The organism is Methylobacterium sp. AC690 (genome assembly GCF_979256535.1).
Genome location: NZ_CEEDOX010000043.1, coordinates 1 through 7,074, shown reverse-complemented (window position 1 = coordinate 7,074; position 7,074 = coordinate 1). Strand labels below are relative to the sequence as shown.

4 protein-coding genes and 2 pseudogenes are annotated in these 7,074 nt (G+C 58.3%); 5 read left to right on the top strand and 1 reads right to left on the bottom strand.

The features are described 5' to 3' along the window. From AC0IY1_RS25150 to AC0IY1_RS25130, 5 genes and pseudogenes are all read left to right on the top strand, one after another. On the top strand, positions 1–2,580 hold a 2,580-nt coding region (locus AC0IY1_RS25150), incomplete at its 5' end, for a hypothetical protein (protein WP_471773300.1). 644 nt (positions 2,581–3,224) lie between these two features. After that, a complete protein-coding gene (locus tag AC0IY1_RS25145) occupies positions 3,225–3,680 on the top strand; it encodes a hypothetical protein (protein WP_471773299.1) in 456 nt (151 codons plus the stop codon). A 1,523-nt stretch (positions 3,681–5,203) separates the two neighbouring features. Further along, positions 5,204–5,425: pseudogene (locus AC0IY1_RS25140) on the top strand (HNH endonuclease); the annotation flags it as partial. Positions 5,426–5,755: 330 nt separating this feature from the next. Further along, positions 5,756–6,412 (top strand): hypothetical protein, encoded by a 657-nt coding sequence (locus AC0IY1_RS25135; protein WP_471773302.1) that lies wholly within the window; start codon positions 5,756–5,758, stop codon positions 6,410–6,412. Positions 6,413–6,441: 29 nt separating this feature from the next. Continuing rightward, entirely contained in the window at positions 6,442–6,903 is a 462-nt protein-coding gene (locus AC0IY1_RS25130) for a hypothetical protein (RefSeq protein WP_471773298.1), read from the top strand. 1 nt (position 6,904) lies between these two features. On the opposite strand, the pseudogene AC0IY1_RS25125 reads toward AC0IY1_RS25130, so the two are convergent. After that, positions 6,905–7,074, bottom strand: a pseudogene (locus AC0IY1_RS25125) (glucose-1-phosphate thymidylyltransferase RfbA); the annotation flags it as partial.

The following is a 7,074-nucleotide window of genomic DNA, read 5'->3' as shown; positions in this document are numbered from 1 at the left end:
TACGATGTGCTCGCGCTCACCGGCTCGGGTAGCTTCGACCTAGCAAACCTGGCCCAGTTCGCCGGCTTCGAGGAGGTACGCCTCACCAACGTCACCTCCAGCCAAGCCAGCCTGACCCTGCGCGACGGGATAGATCTCAAGGTGGTCCTCAGCGACGGCACCACCACGCCGGGCGGATCGACCGCCTTCCCAACCGCGAGCGGGATCTCGGTCGCGCTTGGTACCGGCCGGGTCACGCTGCAAGGCGGCAACGAGAGCGACCAGATCTCTGCCAGCGCTCCGACCAAGCTGCAGGCCGGCAGCGTCATCGATGGCGGTGCAGGCTACGACACTCTGAGCCTGTCTACCCCCTACAATCCCAGCCTCACGCCAGGAGCGACGCCCAGCGTCGACACGATCTACGACCTGACCAGCATCAGCCTCAGCCATGTCGAGAGCCTGAGCGTGTCGGGCGGCCTATCAGGCACTGGCAAAACCATCGTGAAGGTGGACGCCGCCACACTGGCCGACGTTACCAGCATCAGCTTGGGCTATGGTTCCAATATAGAGCTGGTGACCGACACGCTGGGCAGCGTCAGTTCGATTAGCCTCGGCGGTACGAGCACCTCGCTCACGACCACAGCTGCAAGCCTCGATCTCACATCGAAGAGCATCTACGGCAGCCTTGGCTCCATCAAGAGCGCGAACGCGGCGGGCACCACCTTCACGGTCGATAGCGCGGTCACCGCTTACCTGGTGCAGGGCGGAGCTGGACAGGACACTGTCGTCATCAAAGGCCAGACGCTCACGGCAGCTCAGCGTGATCAGATCTTCACCGGGTCCGTCGAGATCGTCACCGACGCCTCAGGCAGCTACACCAAGGGTAACCTCCCGGTCCCGCACGATGTTGTGCTTGAAACCATGGGCGAGAAAATCGCGAAGACCGTCGCAGAATTTCAAAATTACGATCGGATTGTGGCCCACGAGAGCGATGGCTCCGCAAACTCTTCAATCACACTGGCTCTCAGCGATGCTGGTACGCTTGATCTCAGCAATAAATTACTCTTCGCTGATGGCAGCTCGCAGGCGGCTATCGTCTACGCCTCCGATGCCGGAAACAGCCTGACCACCGGCCTCAAGAACGACACCCTAGTGGGTGGACTCAGCAGCGACACGCTCAATGGCAATGCCGGAGCCGACAAGATGTACGGCGGGAGCGGCAACGACACCTTCGTGGTGGACAGCACCGGCGACACCGTGATCGAGTATTCCAACCAGGGCACCGACACCGTCCTGGCTTCGATCTCCTACGCGCTCGGCTCCAACGTCGAACACCTGACACTTACCGGCACAGACGCCATCAACGGCACCGGAAACACGCTCGCCAACATTCTCATCGGCAACGAGGCGGCCAATATTCTGTCAGGCGGCGCCGGCGATGATCAGCTCTTCGGCTTTGGCGGCAACGACACTCTCGACGGCGGTGCCGGTAATGACACCATGACGGGCGGTATTGGCGACGACACGTACATCGTCAACGCGCGCGGCGACGTGGTGATCGAAGCCGTTCATGAAGGTACTGACACCGTCCTGTCCTCGATCAGCTACGATCTGGGAGCGAATGTCGAAAACCTGACGCTGACCGGCACGGCCGACCTCAAGGGCACCGGCAACGACCTCGACAACATCCTGATCGGCAACGCCGGCAACAACCAGCTCTACGGCAATGCCGGCAACGATCGCCTGGATGGGGGGCTCGGCGCCGACAAGATGTTCGGCGGCATCGGCGATGACACCTACGTCGTGGACAACGCCAGTGATGCGGTCATCGAACTGGCCAATCAGGGCACCGACACGGTCGAGGCCTCGATCTCCTACACGCTGGCCAGTGGGGTGGAGAACCTAACGCTGACCGGCTCGTCCGACATCAACGGCACCGGCAACGCTCTCGCCAACGTGCTGGCCGGCAACGTGGGTAACAATCATCTCTTCGGTGGCGCCGGCAACGACATCCTCTACGGGGGAGCGGGCAACGACACGCTCGACGGCGGCACAGGCTTCGATACCCTCTATGGCGGTACGGGCAACGACACCTACATCGTCGACGTCTCGACCGAGCGGGTGTTCGAGCTGGCCAACGAGGGCACCGACACGGTGAAAGCCTCCGTGACGTTCAAGCTCCAGGCCAACTTAGAGAACCTGACGCTGACGGGCACAAGCGCTATCGACGGGACGGGCAACTTCCAGTCCAACATCCTGATCGGCAACAGCGCGGCCAACGTGCTTGACGGCAGCGGCGGCAAGGACGTGCTCACGGGCGGCGGCGGCGCGGACACCTTCCTGTTCCGCCGGGGTGAGACCAACGGCGACAAGGTCACGGACTTCGTGAAGGTGGGCTCGAGCTTTGAGGCAGGCGACCATCTGGAGTTCTATGGCTTTGGCACGGGTGCCACATTGACTCACGCGGCAGGGGGCACAGATCTCTACACGATCACGGCTGACGCCGCTCATGACCACGTGAGTGAGACGTTCCAGCTCGTGGGGATCACGAATCTTGATCTCACCATGGGCCGGGGCCACGACGTGTTGCTGTTCGCCTGAAGCCGGTATTTCTGAGCGTAACCGATGGCGCGCTCCAACCAAGCGGTATCCGACAATCTGGAACGTCAACAGAAGCGATAGCAAGATACGCTATCGCTTCTGTGTCAGGCGTTTCGTCCCGCAATCCAACCGTTCTGCGGCAGAATGCCGGCTGGTTCGAAAGTGGGGAAGGGACCTCGGTGGCCCCTGGAGGCGGTGAGTTGGCGAAGAGGAATAGGCGAGCGCAGGAGCCGTATTCACCTCTCGGCTGCGCGGTGGCTGCACAGCCGAATTCGATAATGACGGGCCTCCTGATCACGCCCTGCCCCACCTCAATGATCGAAGCGATGGCTTTGAATGGCGTGGCGATGGTGTATTGGCGCTATATCGGAGCCGCATGGGTGGAGAGCTGCTGAGCCTTAGTCTATACTTAAAGATAACAGATCGCACTGAGGGCTCGCTTTCTCGCTTTTGTTGATCGGCTGTCCTGCTTTCTCTCAAAAATTCGGGGATGTTGCCATTTCGTTCTAGCCTTCGCCCCGGGCCTGCGAGAGGGTGCAAGCGTACGAGTTCCAACGCGACGTCCGGTCTGGACGTTAGTCTTCGCCCGCGCAAGATCCAGCATCTATTGGATCAATCGCGCAGACACCTTTTCCGAGAACTCTATGCAACGCATGGTGCGAATGGCGGCAGAAGTGCTGTCCGAGAAAGCTACATCAACAGCAAGGCGTCGCAGGCCGACAGCTCATTTAGGTCTGAGCGATCTACGGCCAACATACACGACGAGTTCAGGGGACGACATCCTTGAGGCAGCTGAGGCTGCGTTGTGGCATAAAGCAGTCGCGATGGCGCTAGCCGGCGATTCTACAATGATGCGTCACTGTTTGTGTGAGCTATCGGCACGACGGATGCGAACTGCGGGATTTACGCTGCCGGAGATCACCAAGACAGAGGATCTTCCGAATGCGACCTTCTCCATTCTGCAGGCTGCAGCAGCTGGGAAAATTACCTTTCATGACGCGAATGAGCTCGCAAAGCTTGTGAGTGTTTATGCTGGGGCGCTGCGAGACAAAGAACTGAGCCAGCGAATTGACTACCTTGAGGCCCTGCAAACCGAATGACCAGTCGAAGTTTATTGGAGCGCCGCGTCCGGCGCTTAGAACAGATGACTTCTTCGCGGAGCCGATCGTTCATCATTCATTGCCGGGATGGGGAGGAGGATAGCGAGAGGGTCGATGAGCTATGCGCCAAAATTGAGCGACAATATGGCCCCATCATTCCTGGTAGGGATGCAATTGTTATAATTCGAATATTTGATCCAAACACTACTGTGTCAGACGACATCATCCTTTCCTATCAAACGTAATAATAGGAACATCATACAATTAATAATTCGATTATATTTATAATACCCGAAACCTATAGATAATCAAATTTTTATTGATTTTTGGGTAGATATTACATTTCCTATTCGGCTATTTTTTTTGAAATCTTACGCCGGCCCCTCCCCCGTTTTCGGGGATGAATTCAAGGCCAGCGTCCTCAAAAGCGGTTCGAATCGCTCTAACATTTGCCGCTGTAGACGTAATGGGACCGTCCTTTAGTTCAGCTCGTCTGATCGTAGCAACGCCGAGCCGTGAAGATTCGGCGAGCTCCTCCGCACTCCATCTAAGGAGAGCGCGAGCTGCGCGCACCTGAGCACCTGTGAGTACGCCCTCGTCCGAATAAGCCATATTGATCTATCAAGACTCATGTGATATGAATACGATCATCGGATCGGAAATGGATCAAAATTATGCCCTCATCCCGAACCCTATCGTGGTCTGCTGCCATACGCGATATTCGAGCGGATCGCATCCAGTTCGCTCCCGGAGAACGACAGGCCGCGTTGCGGCAACGGACGTTCGCCGATCTTGCCTTTCGTCGAGCGCAGGCATCGGCACGCCTTTATTTTCTTCTTGTGTCTGGAGCCTTCGACCGCAGAGCTATCATGCGCTTAGCCGTGGCTGCTGCGAAAGCTCGCCGAGCTGTAACTGGTGAAGGGTGGCGGATCTGTGTGTCCGCGGCTCTGCAGGGGACATGGCGGGCCGCCAAGGCGGCTCGTCTAACCGCCGGCTGGGATGCGAACCGACCCGTTGTGAACATCGATGAGACTTCCGTCAGCATCGGACCTAAGCCGACGATGCCGGTAGTACGCCCGAATGCAGCTCTTCAGGATGCGGATGCATCATCAAAGCAATCGCAGAAGGTGTCGCTGAGCGGTAACTCTTGTCCGCGGCCCAATCCACCAGAACGGATCCCTGGCGCTACGTTTAGAGCAGGGTCGTTGGCATAAGTCTTGGTGCCGCCTGACTCCAAGACCTACCGCGTCCCAGCTGTCGCGATCGCCGACCTTCTCACCAACCTATTCTTAGCCGGAGGCTCGCGATGCCCCACAAGAAACTGCGCCAACGCGCGGCCGATCCTGCACGCCCAACGGTGGCTTCCCTAGGTCTCCAGGTGAAACTCGTAGGCCGTGAGGAGGATGAACAACTCAGAGCGTTGATCGAGCGATATGAGCAACTTCTTTGCGACTGGGAGCACCTTTCCGATCAGGCCCTAAAGGCGCTCGCTGACCGTCCGCTTCTCCGAAGTGGGGGGCCTGATGCCGTACGTCGCGCTTGAGGACGTTCGCACAACACGACGCGGGTCTTTATCGAATCGCCGGCGGCTTCAGGCTTGGGAGCGGACGGGCGGGACCTGCGTGGTCTGCGATTGTCGCATCGACGGTGTGCGGGACCGCTGGATCGTCGAGCACATACGCGCCCTCGAACTCGGTGGGCTGGACGAGATCCAGAACCTCGGACCAGCGCATGAGGCGTGTGGGCGAGAGAAGACGCGAAATGATCATGTCCGCGCTGCCGAAGCGAAGCGACAAAAGCTCCGGCATCTCGGGGCAGCAGTCGTCACCCGTCCGATGCCTGGGTCACGAGCTTCTGCTCTGAAGCGCAAGGTTGATGGAACGATTGTCCGTCGGGAGGAGCAGGCAGGGTCTCGCCGCCGTGTTGGGTATTCTGAGCCTGAGCCCGAGAGCAATGAGACTGAAGCACGTGCCGCAACGCCAAACGCAGTGGACGCCGTAATCAATCCGAATCAACGCCTTTGTCCACGGGGGATGCTTTCGGATAAGGAGATCGAATCAGGACAGGCGGATCAAATGGCGAACCGAGCGACAACGAAGGCAAAACGGTCCCTGTCGAGCCCTGGGGATACCACGGTAGCCGGAGACGTCCTTCCAGCGATTCCCGCTCACCTCGACTTTCTGTTTAGAGACCGTCCCCTGCTGCCGGGCGAAGACCCGGACCAGTACGAAACCCTTCTGCGCAGTATCGTTCATCAAATCCGTCCTGGTGACGTCATCGAGGCGATCTGGGTGAAGAACATCACCGACCTGATCTGGGAGGCCAATCGGATTCGGCGTTGGCGGAGGCAGATCCTAGTTCAAGCTCAGCTACAGGCAGCCGAGGATTTGATCCGCCCTGCCCTCCAGAACGCGGATCCTATGGGATTGAACCAGTTCATGACCCCATCGGCTAATAGCTTGGCCGCAGGCTGGATGGCTGCAAATGTTGAGCAGCAGGCACAAGTCGATGGCCTCCTACGAGAGCGTGGTCTCACGGCAGAAAACGTCGCTGCGCACGGCTTCCTTTTGAACTTGCCCTCTATCGAACGCATCGATCGAATGGCTTTGCTCGCTGATCAGCGTCGAGATGCACTCCTCCGGGAGATCGAGCGCAAGCGAGAAGGGTTTGGGCAGCTTGCCCGGAAAGTTGCAGCGGACATCCTTGATATCGAGCGCATTGACAAGCGGTGAACCGTATTTCTTCGAACGTTGGGTCAGTGATGACGTCTGAGCGCGCCAGTCATGCCAATCGCCAAAATGCTGAGAAGAGCACAGGCCCCCGTACACCCTCCGGGAAAGCGCAATCGAAACAGAATGCCCGCAAGCACGGCCTCTCGATTGTCGATCTTGATCCAGAGATGAAGTCGGAAATCGAACATTTGGCGGAGCTTATTGCCGACAGTTACGGCATTGCTGACGGCATTCTGGAGGCAGCCCGTGATGCTGCTGAGGCGCAGATAAAATTCCAGCGCGTACAAGCATTTAAGTCCGCAATTCTGCGGACCGGAGTAGTAAACAAAACATCACAAGCCGAGGCAGGTCTAGGATACCCGAACGATTTATTTCTGGAGATTTTTGACCAGCTTGAAAGATTGGATCGGTATGAAGCTCGAGCTTTGTCCCGACGGAAGTTTGCTTTCCGTTGGTTCCTCAAACGCATCAATCGAGAGGTCGGAACCTAGGTCATCGCGCTAGTAGCCCGGCTTGGTCTTCCTGTGCGAGTTTGAGGAGGTTCTGTCCGTAGGCGGTTTTGGCGAAGAGCTTGCCGCGGGCGATGAGCTGGTCCTTGCCGATGAAGCCCTGCAGGTAGGCGATCTCCTCCAGGCAGGCCACCTGCAGGCCCTGGCGGTGCT

What these genes read in the sequence shown, in the direction of transcription:
- AC0IY1_RS25145 (WP_471773299.1), top strand. Translation starts at nt 3,225, where the DNA reads ATGCAACGCATGGTGCGAATGGCGGCAGAAGTGCTGTCCGAGAAAGCT.
- AC0IY1_RS25135 (WP_471773302.1), top strand. Translation starts at nt 5,756, where the DNA reads ATGGCGAACCGAGCGACAACGAAGGCAAAACGGTCCCTGTCGAGCCCT.
- AC0IY1_RS25130 (WP_471773298.1), top strand. Translation starts at nt 6,442, where the DNA reads ATGACGTCTGAGCGCGCCAGTCATGCCAATCGCCAAAATGCTGAGAAG.